This is a genomic window from Nocardia sp. Root136, assembly GCF_001427185.1.
In the GTDB taxonomy this organism is placed as follows: Bacteria; Actinomycetota; Actinomycetes; order Mycobacteriales; family Mycobacteriaceae; genus Nocardia; species Nocardia salmonicida.
The window spans coordinates 1,906,809-1,925,042 of record NZ_LMFE01000001.1; the positions used below are offsets into that span (position 1 = coordinate 1,906,809).

Genomic DNA, 18,234 nt, shown 5'->3' on the forward strand with positions numbered 1-18,234 from the left:
CTTCCGTCACGCTGTGCCGAATGAGACTTTCCGGGCGGCTGGACGCCCGATCAGCGGGTTTGCAAGGTGCGCACCGAGCATCCCGCCAGGTCACGGACCTCCCGAGACAGGTGTGCCTGGTCGGCGAAGCCGGTCACCGCGGCGATTTGCGCGGCGGAAGTTCCGGTGCGAAGCCCCGCCAACGCACGTTGAAAACGCAGAATACGGGCCAACATCTTGGGTCCGTAGCCGAAGGCGAACAGGGAACGCCGGTGCAACATCCGGGCCGACATCCCCGTCTGAGCGGCGGTTTCGGCGACTGTCGCGCCGATCGACAGGGAATCGACGACGGCGGTGAGCGCCGGATCGGCCGCACCGTTATCGGCGGCGAATCGTAATGCGACCGCCTCCAAGGCAGCAACGCGGTCGGGCGCGTTGTCGATGAGGTCGACGAGTTCCCTGGTGGTGCGCGAGGGTGCTATCTCGGCCAGGTCGACCCGCTGATTCAGCAGTTCCACCGCGGGAATCCCGAGCAACGTGGGCGCGGTGCCCGGCGCGAACCTGATGCCGACGAACTCGCTCGCCCGCGCGCTCGGCGTGAGGAACGCGCGACTGTCCGGGCCCGCCACCATCAGCGTGCCCTCGGTCCAGATCAGATCCATGCAGCCGTCGGGGAACACCGTGACGGGACCGGTGTGGGCGGGCATGGTTCGCGACCAGACCACCGCCCGGTCCAGTCTCGATGCGCGTTCCCGGTATTCCGCCACACTTCCGACGGTAGCCCTCCCCACCGACAGGCAGTTGCCGCACCGCATTCACCAGGTACGTAAGATTCGACGCCACAACGTTCGGCTCGGCAGAGGGGTGCCAATGCAACCGACAGCATCAGTGCAGGGTGGACGGCCACGGGTGGCGGGGTTTCCCGGAGCGGATATAGATATCGAGCCGGACGTGTGGTCCGGGGCGAGGATCGACGACGACCGGATCAGGGCTTTGGCCGTCGGTGCGTATTACGGGCGCAGTTGGGGCGCGCAGTGCGACGGCGTCGCGTTCCTGCCGGAGGAGCCCGACAGCACCTCGACGCGTCGGGAGACCGCCATCGAGGGACTGCACGAGTCGTGGGGTGTCGACAACGCCGAGGACGCGCACGACACCGTGCGGCGGTTGCTGGCCGGGATGCACGCGCCGCTGTTCGAACTCGTCCATCCGCTCGCCGTCATGGCCGCGAGCGATACCGGCCGGGTGGACCGGTCCGGGTTGGCCGACGAACACCGCGAATTCCTGCACACGCTGTCGAGTTTCCGCGGCTATCGCGGGCCTGCCGGCATCGATCGCGACTACGACGCATGGCTGCAAGCCATCAAGCTCGGCATCACCGACAGCCTGCCGACGCCGCTGCAGATCGACGCCACCGCATGGGATCTGGCACGGCTGGTGTTCATCGCCCGCGCCGCCTGCACGGCGGGGTATCTGACCGAGGACGAGGCATGGGAGCACATGCTGACCGGGCTGGATCGAGCGCGTCAGCACTATCGCAACTGGCGACAGTTCGGCGACGGGTTCCTCACGGGAGCGATCTTCTGGGCGGCCACGCAGGACCTGTCGGCCGCGAAAAGCCAAGTGGCCGAACGTAGGCGGATGATCGCGGGGCTGCACCTGCGGCCGTCGAGTCCGTGGCGGCGGGTGGCCCTGCATCCGGGTGCGCCGGTGTTCAGCCCGGCATCGTCAGCATGATGCCCACGGCTTGACGGCGGAACGGGTCGTCGTCGACCATCCCCAGTTTGCGGCGTTCCACCAGCAGTTGCCATTCGCCGAAGAGGTCGGCCGAGCAGGGCATGGACTGGGTGATGGATCCGTCGACATGCTCGATTTCGCAGGCCAGGCGAACGGCCTCGGTGATGCGGGTGAAGTCGGCGGGTTCCCAGTCGACGAAGTCCAGCTCGGTGCCCGCGCCCGAAATCCGCAGGGTGGCAACCTGTCCGGGGGTCGTGCGCACTTCGGCATCGGTGAGGACCGAGACCGGGAATTCGTAGACCGCCCACGCGGAGACGAAGAGCAGGCGCAGGGTTGTGATCGCGACCAGACCCGGCGCACCTTCGTGCCCGGCTTGGGCCAGTTCGAGGACGAACTCGTCGGTGCGGGCGCAGCTGTGCAGGATGTCTATCTCGCGTAAGGAGTTGCCCGCGTGGCGCATTCGGTGTGCTGCCGCGGTGACATCGGGACGTCTTCGACCGTTCGAACCCTGAACGGATTGCGGTGGAACGAGATTGGGTCGGGGCGGAAACACCCTGCGTAGGCTGACCAAGTCGCGTTCGACGGCTCTGATCAGGGCCTGCGCCTGCGCACGTAGGTCGGTTTCGAGGAACACCGGCACCGGGTGCCGATCCGTCGGCGCACCGTTGACCACGAACTGCGCCGACCGGAAGAACAGCAGCAACGCCATCTGCCCGTCCTCGGTGTTCGCGAGCGCGATCCTGGCCAGTTCGGCCACACCGACGTCGAGCGCGATCTCGTTGTCGGCGCGCAGCGGCGTCGTCACCAGTCGCCCGTCCGCATACCGGACTGCGACTCGCGCACCCCATACTTCGATCAAAGCCACGTCCCTCCTGGCCTGCCCCGCATCGGTGGATCCTACCGAGAGGCCGTCGCGGGCAGGTCGATGGTCCTGCCGATGGTGTGCGAACGTGCGCTGAGGTGGCAGGCTGTAGGGATGCCCGATGAACAGGAAGTCTCCGCCGAACAGTCCGCGGACGCGATCGAAACTCCGGAGGAGGCGACGAAGCGGAGGTTCCGCGAGGCGCTCGAGCGGAAGAACGGCCACTCCTCCGCGGGTGGGGCCGCCCAGAATTCCGCCAAAGTGCGTGGGACGCATGCGCAGGCGGGTGGGAAGCGCACCTTCCGCCGTCGCGCAGGCGGATAGTTCCGCGCCGGGCGGCTTCTCTCTTCTGTGAGCAGCCCTGCGCCGTCGGTACTCACCTTGCGGCGCAGGGCTTTTCGGTGAATCGGGAGCTACTGCAAGCGGGAGGTATCGGCGTCCGCTTCGGTTCGAACGGCGTTCTCGAAGGTGGTGCCGCTGTCCGCTTCGCTGAAGACCAGCCAACATCCCCGGATGGCGCCGAGCAGGTCTTCGAGTAGATCGATCGCGGGACGGGTGGGGTCGAGGCGGCAGATACGGTAGCCGTCGGTCCAGTCGTCGGGATCGTCGTCGTCGTCGCGTTCCTCGATTTCCTGCGCAGCCTCGATGATGCCGTCCAGGTCGCGAACCTTGCCTTCGGAAACGGCGATGGCATCGGCGATCAGGTCGACCACCACCTGGGTCGGCGTCTCCCCCGCGCCGAGCCGTTCCAAGACCACGGTCGGCGTTTCCACCTGGAGTGCTTCGATGTCGTCCGCCTCGGCGACCACGTCCACCGGCTCGAGGCCCGTGACCTCCCCGGCCACCGTCGCCGCGGCCCGCAGCCAGTGTGCGGCGGCGACCGATGCGGCGGCGGGGTCCAATTCGGTGAACAGGTCGATCGTGCCCAGCGGGTTGGCCCGCAGCAGGCTGTCCGCAGCGTGCACCTGCACCGGGGAGATCTCCGGGCGGGTGAGTTCGACGGCCTGCCTGGCCCGGCCTGCCAGATCGCCCAGTTCCGCGGCGATGATCGCCGCCTGCTCGGTGAGCACCTCGTTCACCACACGGTCCACCAGGCTCGCGTCACCGATCGCGTGGAGCACGCGACCCACGTGGTGCGCGGATTCCTCGATAGGGCTGTAGAAAACCAGCATGCACCCGTCCTCGTCGGGCAGATTGGGGGTGCGCAGCGCGGCTTCGACCTTCTCGAAGCGATTGCGTTCCTCCGCCCGCCGCCACGCTTCCCCGTTCTCGATATCGGGATCCCCGGCAGCGGTCGCCGGATGGGTGTAGGTCCGCCACTGGAACCGCGCCAGACTCGCCAGCGCCGCCGCCAGCTCCACCCCGTGCTCCGTCCCCGGCACCTCGGCGATCGTCTCGGCGAGATCACCCCGACCGGTCCCCCAGGTAGCGACCAGCGTTCCCGCCCCCGAGTCGTATGCATACCGCGTCATTCGCTCAGTTCTACGTGGCCCACCCGCACCGCCCTCCACCAGGGTCTACCGGATCAGAGCGGCGCCCGTCCGAGGCCGGGGACGAACCGTCCCGTCGTCGCGAGGTAGGCGCGGTAGTGCGCGCCGTGAACCCGTGTCAGATAGGGCTCTTCGACGGCCCGCACCTGGAGCTCGACGGTCACCAGCAACAGTACGAACGCGATGATCGCGACAGCGTTCGGAATGATCAGCGTGACACCGCCCGCGAAGACGAGCATCGCGGTGAAGATCGGGTTGCGAACCAGACCGAACACACCGGTATCGACCAAAGCCGTCGTCTCACTGGGATCTACCCCGATACGCCACGATTCGCCCATCTCGATCTGCGCGTACAGCGTGGCCGCGATACCCGCGACGGCGAGAACGAATCCGGCCGTCTGAATCGGTATCGCGGACAGAGCCCCGATCGGGGCTACGACACCGGCCAGCTGAAGCAACGATGACGCCGTTCCGACCACGATCGCGGCGACGAAACCGACGCCGGCGAGCCATTCCAGCGAGCCGGGTCGCCCGCTGATGCCGTGGAAACCGGTCGACCCCGTCGCCTGATGCTGGCGCCAACTGCGCCAGCCGAAGCCCAGCAGGCCGAACACCAGATACAGAACGAGCGCGCAGATCGCCATCATGTGTTTCCTCGATCGTCGTTGTCACAGCAGCCGCGAGGGGCTACATCGGTAGATGTTGTCGCACAACAGATTTCGCCCTGCCAGGCGTTGATTCCTTCTTTGACCGCGATCACCGCGATCACCAGCGCCGCGAGCGGATCGGCCCACGACCAACCGAACAGGCTGTTGAGCAGCAGGCCGACCAGCAGCACGGCCGAGAGATAGGTGCACAACAGGGTTTGCTTGGAATCGGCCACGACGGAGGCGGACCCGAGTTCGCGCCCGGCCCTGCGTTGCGCGGCGGACAACACCGGCATGATCACCAGACTCGCGGCCGCCAGCCCGATCCCGACCATCGAATGCCGCGCCTCACCGACCCCCAACAACGAACGGACGGCATCCACAGCGACATAGGCGGCCAGCGCGAAGAACGAGAACGCGATCACCCGCAGCGCCACCTTCTCCCGCGCCGCCGGATCGCGCCCGGCGAACTGCCACGCCACCGCGGCCGCCGAGGACACCTCGATCACCGAGTCCAGCCCGAACCCGATCAACGCCGACGAGGACACCCGCGCGCCTTCGGTCAGCGCGACGATCGCCTCGACCACGTTGTAGCTGATCGTCGCCGCTACCAACCACCGAATCCGGCTCGCCAAGACCGCCTTGCGCACCGAACTCGGCGCCACCGGCATCCCGATCGCATTCATCAGCAGCAGCCATCCGATTCCGCCGCCGGGCAGCAGGCCGGATCGACAGCAAGCACCAGTCCGACCAGATCGTCCAACGCCCGCCCGATCCGCGGATCGGCCAGCTCATAACGACTACGCCGTCCCTCGGGAACCGCGACGACCAGGCCACATCCACGCAGGCAGGCCAGATGATTGGACAGAATCTGACGCGAGACACCGATCGCCTCGGCAAGCGCCGACGGATAGCCCGGTTTCTTGCGCAGACTGAGCAGGATCTTGGTTCTGGTCGAGTCCGAGAGGGCGTACCCGAACCGGGAGAGCGCGTCGGTCTGCACCGTGGATTCCATCGTCTGATAGTACATCTGAATCTGTATTCAGAATATGATGTATTAATTGCGTCTCTGAGCGAACACGAAAAAGCCCCTCACCTGCGTGTCAGGTGAGGGGCTTCAGTGGAGCTGCCGGGAATCGAACCCGGGTCCTCCGCCGCGTCTTCAGGGCTTCTCCGTGTGCAGTTCGCTATGTCTCTGCTTGGATCTCCAAGTCTCGCGAACAAGCCTGGATGACGATCCCAGTCGCTGTTTGATGTCCCCTTCGACTCCGCGACCGAGCCGAACGGTAATTCCCTCTAGCTGATGCCAGTACCCGGGTCGAGGGACGAACCCGGACTGACAGAGACGACCTGGCTACTTAGGCAGCGAGGGCGTACTCGCGCTGATTGGAATCGGCGCTTAATTGGTTGCAGCGACGCTTACGGTGGTCTCTTGCCTGCACCGACACGCTTCCCCTGAATCAACGTACGCAGTCGAAACCGTTCAGCCCCGTACGTGCCCGCACCGTGCGGGCTAGTCATATTAACACCGGCGCGGCGTCGGTTCTTCCCATTATTTCTGCCAGCTCGCGGTGTCGCCTGAGTGATCTTGTAGCGAACCCTGCCAGATCGCCTCCGCGAATCCGGGTGGGACCGCCGGTAGAGGCGGGTACTGTTCTCGTTCGGCCGCCCCGGGACTGTGAAATGTACTGGGTGACTGCAGCAAGGAGTTATCTCATGGCATTCACCAGTCAGCGTGGACTGCGCCGATTCGCGGCGATCCCGGCTGTTGCGAGTCTCGTGCTGGCCGCGGCCTGCTCGTCGAGCGAATCCGTCGCCGCGCCGGGCGTCACCAGCACCCCCTGCCCCGGGTCGGCGAACACCGAACGCGGCTGCATCTACCTCGGGGTGCTCTCGGATCTCGAGAACGGGCCGTTCACCCCACTCGGTGCCTCGATGAACGACGGTCAGGTGGCGTTCTGGAAGCAGGTGAACGCGGCGGGCGGCATCGGCGGCTACGACATCGACATCAGCACCTATACCCGCAACACCTCCTACGATCCGCGCACCCATCGCAGCGCGTACGAGGAGATCGAGCCGAACGTGCTCGCGTTGTCGATGAGTTTCGGGACCGCGCAGACCGTCGCGATGCTGAATCAGATGGACGCCGACGACATGATGAGCACGGCGGCCACCCTGTGGTCGGGCTGGAACTACCGCAGTGCCGACCGCAATCTGGTGCTCAGCGGTGGCTACTCCTACTGCACCGAAGCGGTGATCGGGCTCGACTGGTTCGCCGAGACCCATTACGCGCCACGCAATATCGCCGTCGTCGCCTATCGCGGCAACTACGGCGGCGACTACGCCAGTGGTGCGCTGAAGTGGGCGCTGGCCAACGACGCGACGATCGCCGATCGCATCGACACCGGGCCCAATGCCGAGGTCGGCAATCAGGACGGGCCCGTGGCGGAGATTCTCGAGGCGGCACCGGATCTGGTGATGCTGGCGACCGGTCCCGCCGAGACCGCGGAGATCGTGGGCAAGCTCGTGAAGTCGGGTTTCACCGGCCGGTTCCTCGGCTCGCTGCCCACCTGGAACGCGGCTCTGCTGCAATCGGCGGCCGCGCCCGCGCTGACCGCGCTCTACAACTACACGACCCCGGTCGACAGCTGGTCCGGCAACAGCGTGGGCGCCAAGCACGCCCGCGACGCGATCACCGGTGAACCCGCCAACTTCGGTTACTCGCTGGGCTGGGCGATCACCTATCCGCTCAAAGCCCTGCTCACGACCGCGGCGGCCAACGGCGAACTCACCCGGGCCGGCCTACGGCGCAGCGTGGGATCGATGAAACCCGACGGTGAGGGCATGGTCGTGATCCATCCGGCCGGTGCGGCCGAACCCGATCTGGAAACGGAATGGTCGGCGGTGTTCGAACCGGACAAGACAGAACCGATGGGAGCCAGGGCAGTGAGCGTCGGCTATCAGGGCAAGACACTGGCCCGACTTGGCCTGCACGAGCCCTGCACCCGGCTGTAGGGAGTCAGTTCACGGCGATCATGGCGACCGCCGCGAGAGCGAGCACCATGCCGACCTTCTGGGTGGCGCTGATGCGTTCGCCGAGCAGGACCATCGCCAGCAGCACGGTCGCCGCCGGATACAGCGAGCCGATCACACTGACCACCGAGAGCATCGCACCGTGGAAGGCGTAGAGCAGTGCGGCGTTGGCGATCACATCGAGCACGCCGACTGCCAGGGCCAGGCGCAGCGGTTCGCCGTGCAGGCCACGGAATTCACCTGCTGCCAGCGCCGAGGTCCACACGACCGCTGTCGCCGCGACACGCTGGGCGAGCAGAGGCCACAGGCCCGCACTCGCCTCGGTTTCATGCAGGAAGTAGAACGCGAATCCGAAGGCAGCGCCCGAACCGACGGTGAGAAGCGCGACTCGGCGGGTGAAACGCAGTGGCCTGCCGCCGGTGATCTCCTCGGTGGTTTCGTCGGGTGCCTCCCGGCTGACGAGCACCACCGCGACCAGAGCGACGGCGATGCCCGCGATCGCTACCGACCCGGGCCGCTCACCGAGAAAGAATCCGGCGACGACCGGGATGCCCGCGACCAGCACCGCGGTGAGCGGCGACACCACCGACATGGGTCCGTCGGCGAGCGCGGCGTAGAACCACCACACCGCCAAGCCGCTGGCCACGCCCGCGGCCAGGCCCCACATCATCGACGCGGTATCGGCGTGCCCGCCGACCAGCGGCGCGATCAACAACACCAACAGCACCGAGAACGGGTACGACACCACGACCACCCGCAATGCGGTGACCCTGCGCGCCGCGATCCCGCCGAAGAAATCGCTGACTCCGTAACCCGCCGCCGCGACGAGGGCGAGCACGACCGACAGCACTAACGCATGCCCTTGACCCGCCGACCTACTTCGCGGGTGACCTCGCGCTCGGCCTGCTTGCGAGCCAGATCCTGACGCTTGTCGTAGTCCTGCTTGCCCTTGGCGAGCGCGAGCTCCACCTTCACCTTGCCGTCGGAGAAGTACATCGACAGCGGCACCAGCGTCTGGTTGCCCTCACGGGACTTGCCGACCAGGTGCTCGATCTCCCGCTTGTGCAGCAGCAGCTTGCGGGTGCGGCGCGGCGAATGGTTGGTCCAGGTGCCGTGGCTGAACTCCGGGATGTGCAGCCCGCGCAGCCAGACCTCACCGTGGTCGACGGTCGCGAAGGCATCGACCAGGGAGGCCTTGCCTTCGCGCAGGCTCTTCACCTCGGTGCCGACCAGCGCGATCCCCGCCTCGTAGACGTCGAGGATCGTGTAGTTGTGCCGCGCCCGGCGGTTGGTCGCGATGACCTTGCGCCCCTTTTCCCTCATAACGGTCAACTGTAAGTGACGGCGCCAGCGCTTTATTCCATGGCTGACTCAGACCCGCGCGGCTGCCCTGGCCATGGCGCGGTCGCGCTGCTCTTCGAAACGGGCCGCCTTGACCTCGAGGTCGAGCAGGTAGGTGTGCAGCTCTTCGCGCGCGATCTCGCCTTCAGGGCCGAAATCGGTGCGCTCGAAGACTCGCCAGGTGCGCAGGGTCGGACGCAGGACGACGTCGAGGTGCTGGCGCAGGTCGTAGACGCCGTGTTTGGCCAGCATGACCGCGTTGCGGCGGAAGTTGGGCTGGTTGAGACCGGGCATCTGGAAACGCAGGATCACGTCGGTGATCGCCTGCATGGCCGCGTCGGGGGTGAGGTCGAGGGCCGCGGCACAGAGCTTGCGGTAGAAGACCATGTGCAGGTTCTCGTCGGCGGCGATGCGGGCCAGCATGCGGTCGGCGACCGCGTCGTTGCACAGCGCGCCGGTGTTGCGGTGGCTGATTCTGGTCGCGAGTTCCTGCAAGGTGACGTAGGCGACGCCTTTGAGGAATTGCGAGCCCTTCTCGGGCTTGGCGATGCCCGCGGTCATGTGTGCCATCCTGGCCTCTTCGAGCGCGACCGGGTCGACGGCGCGCGTCACCACGAGGTAGTCACGCAAGACGATGCCGTGACGGTTCTCCTCGGCGGTCCACCGGCCGACCCAGGTGCCCCAGGCGTTGTCGAAGCCGAAGGTGTCGGCGAGTTCGCGGTGGTAGGAGGGCAGGTTGTCCTCGGTGAGCAGGTTGGTGATCATCGCCGCCTTGGCGACCTCGCTCAGTCGCGACTGCTCGGGGTCCCAGTCGTCGCCGCCCATGGCCGCGAAGTTGCGACCCTCGTCCCACGGCACGTAGTCGTGGGGGTGCCACATCTTGGCCTTGGACAGGTGGTCGTTGAGGTTGGCTTCGGCCGTCGGCTCGAGCTCGGCGAGGATGTCGCTGTCGGACAGGTGGAGCGTCATGGGTCGACGTTACGAGGCCGGAGGTCGGTTCTCGGCGTGATTGCCGAGATTTCCGCGACTACTCATCATGCGGTCGACACCGCGGCGATGATCGGTCACAGGCTCCCCTGATGGGGGCCGAAGCCACCGACGTGCAGCGGCACCGATTCCCACTGGGCGCGGTCGGGGGTGAGGTCGCCGACGACGAGCACGCCCGCGTCGAAGAAGGCGCCTCTGGCTCGGGCGATGTGGTCCTCCGAGGTGACCAGGACGACCGAGCGCAAACCCCTTTCGGCCAGCATCGATGCCGTGTTGCGGGCATTGGCCACCGTCGACTCGGCCTCGGATTCGCGCAGGATCCGGCTCTGGTCGATGCCTGCGGCCACCAGCCAGTCGGCCATGGCGTCAGCTTCGGACAGACCAGCTTGTGGATTACCGCCGGTGACGATGATCGGCGACCAGGGTGCGAAGACGGCCTGGGCCAAGCCGGCGCGCAGTCGTCGGACCAGCTCTTCGCGCATCGTGCCCTCCGGTGTCAGGCCGTAGCCGAGCACCACCACCGCGGTATCGGGGCCGTAGATGCCGGGCAGGACGGGCGTGCCCAAAACCCGCGCCAAGTCGAGGCCGGGTGGGGCCGGTAGGTCGGCACCGGCGGGGACCGGCACGAAGGCCAGTCCGGTGACCGCTATCGCGGCGCACACCACACGCTTACTCCAAGTCCACCGCACCATTGCCGTCGCCTCCTCGAGCTCGGGCCGATCTACAGTGATCGGTCCCGCTCGGCAACGGTGCACCGGGGAGGCATCAGCAGGTATCCCTTTGACCTGCGGCTACGACAACTCACATCCGCATGTCGGCCGATCTGGTGCAGGGCATCGCAAAATTTCCGGAATCGGATGCCGGGTCGAGGTAGCGCACGATCGAACGGCAGGCACCGCAGCGATGCACGGAGTACGACCATCAGTGAGGCAGCACTGAATCCGACAGCGGCGCATGGGAAATCGTCGAAACGCGGGCGATCGGTCGGTGGGCCGCGGACGTCAGCCCGGGCTCAGCACGAGGTAGAGGACCAAGGCGGTGGTGAAGATCGCGATCAGCGCGATGGTCGACCAGCGTGGCCTGCCGCGGTGGATCACGCCGTGGTGGGCGCCGAGCAGGGTGGGCGCGACGACCGGGTCGATGTGGCGGTGCGGCATGGGAGGTGTCGGGGCGTCGGCGCCCGCGGTTGGGCTGCTGCCCGACGTATCGTCGTCCGAGCCTTCGCCATTCGCCATGACTCGACAGTAACTCGGGGTCGTCGGATTCGGTGCGGGTTCCTTTCCGCCGCGCGTGTACACCCTTATGGGCGGCGCGGGGCGACAGCGGAGGTGCGCCCTACTCCTCGCCCAACGTTGTCAGCACCCCCTCCCCGTAGCGGGCCAATTTGTTCTCGCCGACGCCGGCGACGGTGCCGAGTGCGGCGAGGTCGGCGGGCTTGCGCGCGGCGATCTCGCGCAGGGTGGCGTCGTGGAAGACCACGTAGGCGGGCACGCCCTGTTCCTTGGCGGTGGCGGCACGCCAGGCCCGCAGCCGCTCGAACAGTCCGACGTCCGCGGCGGGCAAGTTGACGGTCGCCTTGGCCGATCTCGAGCTGCGCGCGGGACGGGCGGCGCGTTCGGGCTCGCGCCGCATCGGCACCTTCCTGCCCTCGAACAGCACCTCGTTGCTCTCGTCGGTGAGTGCGAGGACGCCGTATTCGCCCTGTACCGCGAGCAGGCCGCCCGCGAGCAGCTGCCGGACCACACCGCGCCATTCGGTATCGCGCAGATCGGTGCCGATGCCGAACACCGAGAGCTCGTTGTGGCGATGCTGGGTGATCTTCTGGTTGGTCTTGCCGAGCAGGATGTCGACGAGGTGGCCCGCGCCGAAGGATTGTCCGCGTTCGCGTTTGAGCCGCAGCACCGTGGACAGCAGCTTCTGGGCGGGCACCGTGCCGTCCCAGGTTTCGGGTGGGTTCAGGCACACGTCGCAATTGCCGCAGGTGCCACCGGTCTGGCCGAAATAGTTGAGCAGGCGCGCGCGACGGCAACCGACCGTCTCGCACAGGGCGAGCATGGCGTCGAGGTGGAGTTGCAGCTGCCTGCGATGGGCGGCGTCGCCCTCGCTGGAATCGATCATCTTGCGTTGCTGCACAACATCATTGAGGCCGTAGACCATCCAGGCCGTCGACGGCAGACCGTCGCGGCCCGCGCGGCCGGTCTCCTGGTAGTAGCCCTCGACCGATTTGGGCAGGTCGAGGTGGGCGACGAAACGCACGTCGGGCTTGTCGATACCCATGCCGAAGGCGATGGTGGCCACCACGATCAGGCCGTCTTCGCGCAGGAATCTGGACTGGTTGTCGGCACGGGTCCGAAAGTCCAGGCCCGCGTGATAGGGCACCGCGCGGATGCCGTTCTCGTTGAGCATGGCCGCGGTCTTCTCGACCGAATTGCGCGAGAGGCAGTAGACGATGCCCGCGTCGCCGGGGTGCTCGGCGCGGATGAAGTCGAGCAGCTGACGGTCGGCGCGGTTCTTCGATTCGATCCGGTATTGGATGTTGGGTCGGTCGAAGCTGGAGATGAACTGCTTCGCGGCGCCCAGATCGAGCCGTTCGACGATCTCGGCGGCGGTCTTCTCGGTGGCGGTCGCGGTGAGCGCGATGCGCGGGACATCGGGCCAGCGCTCGTGCACCAGCGACAGGGCGAGGTAGTCGGGCCGGAAGTCGTGGCCCCACTGCGACACACAGTGCGCCTCGTCGATCGCGAACAGCGCGATCTTGCCTCGGTCGAGTAGCCGCAGCGTGGCTTCCAGTCGTAGGCGTTCCGGCGCCAGATACAGCAGGTCCAGATCGCCCGACACGAACTGCGCCTCCACGGTCCGCCGCTGATCCGGCGACTGGGTGGAGTTGAGGAACCCGGCCCGCACGCCGAGAGCGCTCAGCGCGTCGACCTGGTCCTGCATGAGCGCGATCAGCGGTGAGACGACGACGCCGACGCCATCGCGCACCAGCGAAGGGACCTGGTAGCAGAGGGATTTGCCACCGCCGGTCGGCATCAGCACCAGCGCGTCGCCACCGCCGACGACCTGCTCGACGATGGCCGCCTGGTCGCCACGGAAGCTGTCGTAGCCGAAGACGCGGCGTAGTACTTCGTCGGCGGTCTCGCCGCGGTCGGGAGCCGCGACCCGTCCGGGGGTAGCCGGGGCGAGATCGTCGAAGTGGAAGCCGCCGGTATCGGCGAAGTCGTGCTCGGAGACGTAACCGCCGTCGGACGGATACGCGTCGTCGGGCGGGAAGTCTTCGGGCGGGAAGTCGTCGACATCGGGGGCTGTGGCGCCGGAATTGCTCACCGGGCCATCCTACGAGCGAGCGCCGGTCGCGCAGCCCGGCGACCGGAGCCGACGGCGGCGGATGCCGAAGTTGCTCACCTGTGGATAACTCGATTCATCCACGCAAACGGGGCAGGATCTCGTCGTGGAGCAGCCCGTTCGTCGCCACGGCGTCGCCGCCGTGCGGACCGGAGCGCCCGTCCAGGGAGGTGAACGTGCCGCCCGCCTCACGGACCAGGATGTCGAGGGCGGCCAGATCCCACAGGGAGACCTCGGGCTCGGCGGCGATGTCCACCGCACCCTCCGCGACCAGGCAATAGTTGAAGAAATCGCCGTATCCGCGAACCCGCCAGACCTCGTCGGTGAGGTCGATGAGCTTCTCGCGCAGGCCGCGCTCGTGCCAGCCGGACAGACTCGAGATGGCCAGGCTCGCGGCGTCGAGGTCGGCGACCGCGGACACCGAGATCGGCTTGGGCGCCCCCGGGTGGACCTGCACCCACGCGCCCGAACCGGCGGCGGCCCACCATCGCCGACCCAGTGCGGGCGCACTCACCACTCCGACCACCGGAACGCCGTCTTCGAGCAGGGAGATCAGGCTGGCCCACACCGGCACGCCGCGGACGAAGTTCTTGGTGCCGTCGATCGGGTCGACCACCCACTGCCTGCCGCTGAACTCGGCGTCACCACCGAATTCCTCGCCGAGGACGGCGTCGCCGGGGCGCTCGTCGGCGAGTACGCGGCGGATCAGCTGTTCTACCGCGAGATCGGCATCGGAGACCGGGGTGAGGTCGGGCTTGGAGTCGACTTTCAGGTCGACGGCGCCGAAGCGCTCCTGTGAGATGGCGTCGGCCTGGTCGGCCAGTCGCAGGGCAAGGTCCAGGTCAGCGGAGTAGGCAGCCACGCGGAGAGTGTATTCGCCGAGCTGTGCGAGAACGGTGGTCAGGCCACGACCTCGGCTGTTTTCGCTGCGACCAGGGCGCTTGTCCACCAGTGCAACTGATCCAGCAGCGCCGCGGCGGCGCCTTCGGGCTCCTGCGGGTCCCGGAGCCTGCCGTTCTCGTCGAAGAGCATGTAGTAGCGCGGGAACGAGACGTAGTTGCGCACGGTGTGGGCGTTGAGTTCGTTGAAGACCTGGCGCAGGTGCTCGATCGCCAGGAGTCCACCGGAGCCGCCGCTGTAACCGACGAAGCCGATCGCCTTGGCGTCCCACTGGGTGAAGTGCCAGTCGATGGCCGCTTTGAGGGCTGCCGGGTAGCTGCGGTTGTAGTCGGGAGTGACGATCACGTAGGCGTCGGCGGCGGCCAGTCGGTCGGTGAGGTCGCGCATGTCGGCCGGGCGCACCGGGTCGGGGTCCAGCGCGGGCGGCACGGCGGGCAAGGCGGGCAGCGCGGTGTCGGCGAGGTCGATGATGTCGACCTCGAAGCGGTCGTCGACCTGCTCGGCGAACCAGTTCGCGACCACGGGGCCGAATCGGCCTTCGCGGACACTGCCGATGATGATTGCGAGCTTCAGTGTGGACACGATGTTCTCCTCGTCGTCGCACCGGCCCGATCGGCCGGTGCGACCAAATCTCGCGGATCGCGAGCGTCGCAGGGAGACCACGCTGAGAGTGGTAGTGGCACGGCCACTCTCCGGTGCGCCGAGCTGGGTACCGTCGATGAGGTGAGCGACAACGAACTCGGGCTGTTCCTGCGGACCCGACGCGAGGCGGTCTCCCCCGCCGAGGTCGGGCTGCCGGCCGGTCAGCGCAGGCGCACGCCGGGTCTGCGACGCGCGGAGGTCGCGCTGCTCGCTGGCGTCAGTGTCGAATACCTGATCCGGCTCGAACAGGGCCGCGACAGTCATCCCTCCGCCCAGGTGCTGTCCGCGCTCGCCGAGGCGCTGCGCCTGAGTCCTCGCGAACGCGTCCACCTGCACCAACTCTCCAAGGGCGCGTCCGGATTCAGTTGCGGCGCCGCCGAGCAGGGGCCGAACCGCACGGTGCGCCCCACGATTCTGGCCGTCCTCGCCCAGCTCGAACCGGCGCCCGCCGCGATCACCAACCGCTTCACCGAGATCCTGGCCTGTACCGAGGGCTATCGGAAGCTGATGGCGCCCAGTGGGCTGTTCGAGCAGGGCGAACCCGCCAATGTCGCTCGATTCGTGTTCACCCATCCGGGCGCCCGCGAGCTGTACCCGGAATGGGACGCCGCCGCCGACAAGCTGGTCGCCTCGCTCAAGCAGGGCCCGTTCCGCGCCGACCCGATGGTCGCCGCCCTGGTCGACGAACTCACCGTTACCGCTGGCAGCGCCTTCACCGATCGCCTCGCGACCCTGCCCGGCCTCCCGCCTTCGGGTGGGATCAACCGGCTCAGCCATCCCGAGGCGGGCACGCTGCGGCTGGCCTACGAATCGCTGGATCTGTCCATCGACGACGACCAGTCGCTCTACGTCCTGCTCCCCGCCGACGAGGCCAGCGCGACCGCCCTCGACCAGCTGGTCGGACGCCGCCCCGGCAGCTTACGGTCCATCGCAAGCTGAGCCGATTGGGCGCGGTGTCGGAGGCGACCGGTAGCCTAGGAAATCGTGCATCCTGACGTTATCGCCGACCTCGCAGAACTCGACACCACGCTCAAGACGGTCGAGTCGGTCCTCGATGTCGAGGAGCTACGCCGCCGCATCGACGAACTCGAGCACCAGGCCGCCGATCCCGAGCTGTGGAACAACCAGGAACACGCCCAGCAGGTGACCAGTGAGCTGTCACACGCGCAGAGCGAACTGCGCCGCGTGGAGGACCTCCGCCAGCGCTTGGAGGATCTGCCGGTGCTCTACGAACTGGCCGAGGCCGAAGAAGACGCGGCCGCCGCCGAAGCCACCGCCGACGCCGATGCCGAGCGCGCCGCACTGCGCGTCGACGTCGAGGCGATGGAGGTGCGCACCCTGCTCTCAGGCGAGTACGACAAGCGTGACGCGCTGGTCAACATCCGTTCCGGCGCCGGCGGCGTCGACGCCGCCGACTGGGCGATGATGCTGATGCGCATGTACATCCGCTGGGCCGAGCGGCACAAGTTCCCCGTCGAGGTCTACGACACCTCCTACGCCGAAGAGGCGGGCCTCAAGAGCGCCACCTTCGCGGTGAAGGCGCCCTACGCCTACGGCACCCTGTCGGTGGAGATGGGCACGCACCGCCTGGTCCGGATCAGCCCGTTCGACAACCAGGGTCGCCGCCAGACCTCCTTCGCCGAGGTCGAGGTCCTGCCCGTCGTGGAGACGACCGACCACATCGAGATCCCCGAGGGCGAGATCCGGGTCGACGTGTACCGCTCGTCGGGCCCCGGCGGCCAGTCGGTCAACACCACCGACTCCGCGGTGCGCCTGACCCACATCCCCACCGGCATCGTCGTCACCTGCCAGAACGAGAAGTCGCAGCTGCAGAACAAGATCTCGGCCATGCGCGTGCTGCAGGCCAAGCTGCTCGAGCGCAAGCGCCAGGAGGAGCGCGCCACGATGGACGCGCTCAAGACCAACGAGGGCGCCTCGTGGGGCAACCAGATGCGCTCGTACGTGCTGCACCCGTACCAGATGGTCAAGGACCTGCGCACCAATCACGAAGTCAACAACCCCACCGCGGTGCTCGACGGTGACATCGACGGGTTCATCGAATCCGGAATCCGTTGGCGGATGCGCGATCAGGACGACGCGTAGCCAGCGATTCGCTCACAAACCGTGCGCTTCAGCACGTTTGACCGCACGCCGTGACCGACCTGTAACCTTTCTGGTGTGCGTTCGACCGAACCGAAACTGTGCCTGTGCAGGTCCATGAAGGAGACGCGATGACCGACGTCCTCGCGGCCAGCAGCGGACCCGAGATCAGCGACTGGATGCGTTCCAGCGGCCTCGAAATCGTTCTGCTGATCGTCGGCGCGATGCTGTTCGGCCGATTCGCGGCGTTCCTACGCGACCGGGTGACCACCAAGATCGACTCGGGTTTCCAGACCAGCGATGCCCTGGTGCGCACCGAAGCGGCCAAGCATCGCCACGCGCTGGCCCAGGTGGTCACGTGGGTGGTGCTGACCATCGTGTACGTGCTGGTCGGCATGGAGGTGCTCCGCAGACTGGGCTTCGCGGTGACCGGACTGGTCGCGCCCGCGGCGGTGCTCGGCGCCGCGCTCGGTTTCGGCGCGCAGCGCATCGTCCAGGACATCCTGGCCGGGTTCTTCCTGATCACCGAGCGCCAGTACGGCTTCGGTGACGTGGTGCAGATCTCGGTCACCGGCTCCGCCGAGGTGGCCGAGGGCACCGTCGAGGACGTCACGCTGCGCATCACCACGCTGCGCAATTCCGACGGCGAGGTGATCATCGTCCCCAACGGGCAGATCGTGAAAGTCACCAATCTGTCCAAGGACTGGGCGCGCGCCGCGATCGACGTCCCGGTATCCGCGCAGGCCGACATCACCAAGATCAACGAGATCCTGCACGCGGTCTGCACCAAGGCCTACGAGGATCGCCGCCTCAAACCGCTTCTGCTCGACGAGCCGTCGGTGATGGGTGTCGAGGATCTCTCGCTCGAGGTGATGAACATCCGGATGGTTGCCCGCACATTGCCAGGCAAACAATTCGAAGTGGGTCGCGAACTGCGCGTACGCGTCGCCGCGGCCCTGCGTAAGGAGGGAATCAGTGAAACCACGTAAGTCCACAGCGATCCTGATGGCGGCGTGGCTGTCGACGTTCGTCGTGTATCTGTTCGTCAAGCCCACCGATACCACGGCCGAGGGCCCGACGACGTTCCTCAATGCCGTCCCGACCTGGGTGAATTCCGAACCCGAGCGCTGATCGGCGCGTCGCGTCCGGCCGGGACGCCCCCATCGCTGGTTAC

Annotated in this window: 21 protein-coding genes and 1 other RNA gene; 7 read left to right on the plus strand and 15 right to left on the minus strand. The window is 67.2% G+C overall.

The features are described from left to right. Window positions 1–50: 50 nt before the first annotated feature. The gene (locus tag ASD42_RS08865; RefSeq protein WP_084787049.1) at window positions 51–746 is read right to left on the minus strand and encodes a helix-turn-helix domain-containing protein; all 696 of its coding nucleotides are present in this window, start codon (window positions 744–746) and stop codon (window positions 51–53) included. A 103-nt stretch (window positions 747–849) separates the two neighbouring features. On the opposite strand from ASD42_RS08865, the gene ASD42_RS08870 reads away from it, so the two are divergent. Next, on the plus strand, window positions 850–1,713 hold the full coding sequence (locus ASD42_RS08870) for a DUF1266 domain-containing protein (RefSeq protein WP_063816114.1): 864 nt from the start codon (window positions 850–852) through the stop codon (window positions 1,711–1,713). On the opposite strand, the gene ASD42_RS08875 is transcribed toward ASD42_RS08870, so the two are convergent. Further along, entirely contained in the window at window positions 1,691–2,578 is an 888-nt protein-coding gene (locus ASD42_RS08875) for a hypothetical protein (protein WP_056812570.1), read from the minus strand. The genes ASD42_RS08870 and ASD42_RS08875 overlap by 23 nt on opposite strands. Window positions 2,579–2,689: 111 nt before the next feature. Here ASD42_RS08875 and ASD42_RS08880 point away from each other — a divergent pair, with 111 nt between their 5' ends. Next, window positions 2,690–2,899, plus strand: a complete 210-nt coding sequence (locus ASD42_RS08880) for a DUF5302 domain-containing protein (protein WP_063816119.1) — start codon at window positions 2,690–2,692, stop codon at window positions 2,897–2,899. An 89-nt stretch (window positions 2,900–2,988) separates the two neighbouring features. Here the strand turns inward: ASD42_RS08880 and ASD42_RS08885 are convergent, their stop codons facing one another. From ASD42_RS08885 to ssrA, 5 genes are all read right to left on the minus strand, one after another. Then, entirely contained in the window at window positions 2,989–4,047 is a 1,059-nt protein-coding gene (locus tag ASD42_RS08885; RefSeq protein ID WP_056812575.1) for a hypothetical protein, read from the minus strand. 53 nt (window positions 4,048–4,100) lie between these two features. Continuing rightward, a complete protein-coding gene (locus ASD42_RS08890) occupies window positions 4,101–4,709 on the minus strand; it encodes a methyltransferase family protein (protein WP_056812578.1) in 609 nt (202 codons plus the stop codon). Then, on the minus strand, window positions 4,709–5,398 hold the full coding sequence (locus ASD42_RS08895) for a cation transporter (RefSeq protein WP_200950394.1): 690 nt from the start codon (window positions 5,396–5,398) through the stop codon (window positions 4,709–4,711). The genes ASD42_RS08890 and ASD42_RS08895 overlap by 1 nt, the downstream gene beginning before the upstream one ends. After that, on the minus strand, window positions 5,398–5,727 hold the full coding sequence (locus ASD42_RS08900) for an ArsR/SmtB family transcription factor (RefSeq protein WP_056815828.1): 330 nt from the start codon (window positions 5,725–5,727) through the stop codon (window positions 5,398–5,400). Before ASD42_RS08900 ends, ASD42_RS08895 begins: the two co-directional genes overlap by 1 nt. 103 nt (window positions 5,728–5,830) lie before the next feature. Further along, window positions 5,831–6,203: a transfer-messenger RNA gene (gene ssrA / locus ASD42_RS33425) on the minus strand. Window positions 6,204–6,428: 225 nt separating this feature from the next. On the opposite strand from ssrA, the gene ASD42_RS08905 reads away from it, so the two are divergent. Further along, window positions 6,429–7,727: an ABC transporter substrate-binding protein gene (locus tag ASD42_RS08905; protein ID WP_056812581.1), complete on the plus strand. Its 1,299-nt coding sequence runs from the start codon at window positions 6,429–6,431 to the stop codon at window positions 7,725–7,727. Between the two features lie 4 nt (window positions 7,728–7,731). On the opposite strand, the gene ASD42_RS08910 is transcribed toward ASD42_RS08905, so the two are convergent. The 8 genes from ASD42_RS08910 to ASD42_RS08945 all read right to left on the minus strand — a co-directional run bounded on the left by ASD42_RS08910 (window position 7,732) and on the right by ASD42_RS08945 (window position 14,900). After that, window positions 7,732–8,595, minus strand: a complete 864-nt coding sequence (locus ASD42_RS08910) for a DMT family transporter (protein WP_174555349.1) — start codon at window positions 8,593–8,595, stop codon at window positions 7,732–7,734. After that, window positions 8,595–9,068: an SsrA-binding protein SmpB gene (gene smpB, locus ASD42_RS08915; protein ID WP_056812582.1), complete on the minus strand. Its 474-nt coding sequence runs from the start codon at window positions 9,066–9,068 to the stop codon at window positions 8,595–8,597. Before smpB ends, ASD42_RS08910 begins: the two co-directional genes overlap by 1 nt. Window positions 9,069–9,116: 48 nt before the next feature. Further along, on the minus strand, window positions 9,117–10,055 hold the full coding sequence (locus tag ASD42_RS08920; protein ID WP_056812585.1) for an acyl-ACP desaturase: 939 nt from the start codon (window positions 10,053–10,055) through the stop codon (window positions 9,117–9,119). A 95-nt stretch (window positions 10,056–10,150) separates the two neighbouring features. Beyond that, window positions 10,151–10,765 carry a YdcF family protein gene (locus ASD42_RS08925; RefSeq protein WP_056812587.1) on the minus strand — a complete coding sequence of 205 codons (615 nt, stop codon included), beginning with the start codon at window positions 10,763–10,765 and terminating at the stop codon, window positions 10,151–10,153. A gap of 309 nt (window positions 10,766–11,074) precedes the next feature. Beyond that, window positions 11,075–11,308 carry a hypothetical protein gene (locus tag ASD42_RS08930; RefSeq protein ID WP_056812589.1) on the minus strand — a complete coding sequence of 78 codons (234 nt, stop codon included), beginning with the start codon at window positions 11,306–11,308 and terminating at the stop codon, window positions 11,075–11,077. A gap of 100 nt (window positions 11,309–11,408) precedes the next feature. Next, window positions 11,409–13,400 (minus strand): DNA helicase RecQ, encoded by a 1,992-nt coding sequence (gene recQ / locus ASD42_RS08935; RefSeq protein WP_056812592.1) that lies wholly within the window; start codon window positions 13,398–13,400, stop codon window positions 11,409–11,411. Between the two features lie 94 nt (window positions 13,401–13,494). Next, a complete protein-coding gene (hisN, locus tag ASD42_RS08940) occupies window positions 13,495–14,280 on the minus strand; it encodes a histidinol-phosphatase (protein ID WP_056812596.1) in 786 nt (261 codons plus the stop codon). A 38-nt stretch (window positions 14,281–14,318) separates the two neighbouring features. Further along, a complete protein-coding gene (locus ASD42_RS08945; RefSeq protein WP_056815834.1) occupies window positions 14,319–14,900 on the minus strand; it encodes an NADPH-dependent FMN reductase in 582 nt (193 codons plus the stop codon). Between the two features lie 141 nt (window positions 14,901–15,041). On the opposite strand from ASD42_RS08945, the gene ASD42_RS08950 reads away from it, so the two are divergent. From ASD42_RS08950 to ASD42_RS34310, 4 genes are all read left to right on the plus strand, one after another. After that, the gene (locus ASD42_RS08950; RefSeq protein ID WP_056812599.1) at window positions 15,042–15,899 is read left to right on the plus strand and encodes a helix-turn-helix transcriptional regulator; all 858 of its coding nucleotides are present in this window, start codon (window positions 15,042–15,044) and stop codon (window positions 15,897–15,899) included. A 45-nt stretch (window positions 15,900–15,944) separates the two neighbouring features. Beyond that, window positions 15,945–17,063: a peptide chain release factor 2 gene (gene prfB / locus ASD42_RS08955; protein WP_056812604.1), complete on the plus strand. Its 1,119-nt coding sequence runs from the start codon at window positions 15,945–15,947 to the stop codon at window positions 17,061–17,063. Window positions 17,064–17,191: 128 nt separating this feature from the next. Then, window positions 17,192–18,049 carry a mechanosensitive ion channel family protein gene (locus ASD42_RS08960; RefSeq protein ID WP_056812606.1) on the plus strand — a complete coding sequence of 286 codons (858 nt, stop codon included), beginning with the start codon at window positions 17,192–17,194 and terminating at the stop codon, window positions 18,047–18,049. Next, entirely contained in the window at window positions 18,036–18,191 is a 156-nt protein-coding gene (locus ASD42_RS34310) for a hypothetical protein (protein ID WP_156677405.1), read from the plus strand. Before ASD42_RS08960 ends, ASD42_RS34310 begins: the two co-directional genes overlap by 14 nt. The last annotated feature ends 43 nt before the right edge of the window (window positions 18,192–18,234 follow it).

Coding starts and splice junctions, on each gene's coding strand:
- ASD42_RS08905 (WP_056812581.1), top strand. CDS start 6,429: ATGGCATTCACCAGTCAGCGTGGACTGCGCCGATTCGCGGCGATCCCG.
- ASD42_RS08930 (WP_056812589.1), bottom strand. CDS start 11,308: ATGGCGAATGGCGAAGGCTCGGACGACGATACGTCGGGCAGCAGCCCA.
- ASD42_RS08925 (WP_056812587.1), bottom strand. CDS start 10,765: ATGGTGCGGTGGACTTGGAGTAAGCGTGTGGTGTGCGCCGCGATAGCG.
- ASD42_RS08870 (WP_063816114.1), top strand. CDS start 850: ATGCAACCGACAGCATCAGTGCAGGGTGGACGGCCACGGGTGGCGGGG.
- ASD42_RS08880 (WP_063816119.1), top strand. CDS start 2,690: ATGCCCGATGAACAGGAAGTCTCCGCCGAACAGTCCGCGGACGCGATC.
- ASD42_RS08920 (WP_056812585.1), bottom strand. CDS start 10,055: ATGACGCTCCACCTGTCCGACAGCGACATCCTCGCCGAGCTCGAGCCG.
- ASD42_RS08895 (WP_200950394.1), bottom strand. CDS start 5,398: ATGAATGCGATCGGGATGCCGGTGGCGCCGAGTTCGGTGCGCAAGGCG.
- ASD42_RS08885 (WP_056812575.1), bottom strand. CDS start 4,047: ATGACGCGGTATGCATACGACTCGGGGGCGGGAACGCTGGTCGCTACC.
- ASD42_RS08900 (WP_056815828.1), bottom strand. CDS start 5,727: ATGGAATCCACGGTGCAGACCGACGCGCTCTCCCGGTTCGGGTACGCC.
- ASD42_RS08890 (WP_056812578.1), bottom strand. CDS start 4,709: ATGGCGATCTGCGCGCTCGTTCTGTATCTGGTGTTCGGCCTGCTGGGC.
- smpB (WP_056812582.1), bottom strand. CDS start 9,068: ATGAGGGAAAAGGGGCGCAAGGTCATCGCGACCAACCGCCGGGCGCGG.
- ASD42_RS08960 (WP_056812606.1), top strand. CDS start 17,192: ATGACCGACGTCCTCGCGGCCAGCAGCGGACCCGAGATCAGCGACTGG.